Annotated in this window: 1 protein-coding gene; it reads left to right on the top strand. The window is 38.2% G+C overall.

The features are described from left to right. Positions 1-12 precede the first annotated feature (12 nt). On the top strand, positions 13-259 hold a 247-nt coding region (locus ACZ3HH_RS30615), incomplete at its 3' end, for a hypothetical protein (RefSeq protein WP_465810415.1).

The following is a 259-nucleotide window of genomic DNA, read 5'->3' as shown; positions in this document are numbered from 1 at the left end:
AATAAGAATAGAGTGTTAGTCACTACTCAGGAGATGCATAAACTTGATCTCATTCAAGAAAAGGTGAAGGATTTCTTTTTGGGGGTAAATCCGCCACAAGGAAATAAAGCAAATTTATTGAAAGATTGGCAACCTTCATCATTAAAACGATTTGATCCGCCTGAGGAGCTACGGGAGATTCAGCAACAAGAAGAGATTTGCAAAGATGATCAATTAACTGAAACTGAAAAAGACGCACTCATTAAAGCTCGAAGAGGGC

The organism is Pseudomonas sp. PME37.24/025, assembly GCF_055556615.1.
The sequence above is the reverse complement of the archived record's forward strand: the minus strand, read 5'-3'. Positions and strand labels throughout refer to the sequence as shown.